Raw genomic sequence first — 513 nt, forward strand, 5'->3', positions numbered from 1 at the left:
GGCTCTTCCGGAAATGGAGTGCAGGTGAGGGCGTGACCGGCCGTGGGAGTCGGGTCGTGTCGCTGCGGCGGGGCGGGCCCCGAGAAGTTGATGATGAAGGTTCCAACGCCGAACACCATCAACAAGCCCGGGGACCCGATGTCGCAGCCTACGTGCCTGCCTGCCCAGATCGTGGCCGACACGATCGTCCGGACTGTCGAGTTGGGGGTGCGGATCACCGACGCCGCCGTGGCCGGCGAGACCACGGTGTTGTGGTGCGACCTGCTCACCGACGGGCCGGGCGCCTGCCCGGGGTGCGGGTTGGTCGGGGTCTACCGCGACAGCGTCGAGCGCCGCGTGTCCGACGTGCCGGTGGTCGGGCACCCCATGCAGCTGCGGGTCCGGGTGCCGCGCTACCGCTGCATGCATGACGGCTGTGCCCGCGAGGTCTTCGCCCACGACACGTCGACCCTGGCCCGTCCGGGTGCGTCGACGACGCGGCGGTGCGGGGAGTATGTGTTGCGGCGTTTGGCG

At 70.8% G+C, this 513-nt stretch carries 1 protein-coding gene; it reads left to right on the forward strand.

Annotation, left to right across the window (positions count from 1 at the left end):
* Positions 1 to 90: 90 nt before the first annotated feature.
* Positions 91 to 513, forward strand: a 423-nt coding sequence (locus FVA95_RS29345) for a transposase family protein (protein WP_240051805.1), incomplete at its 3' end; no start/stop codon positions are given.

Origin of the sequence: Pseudonocardia sp. EV170527-09, from assembly GCF_008369905.1 — a bacterium.
Classification (GTDB): domain Bacteria; phylum Actinomycetota; class Actinomycetes; order Mycobacteriales; family Pseudonocardiaceae; genus Pseudonocardia.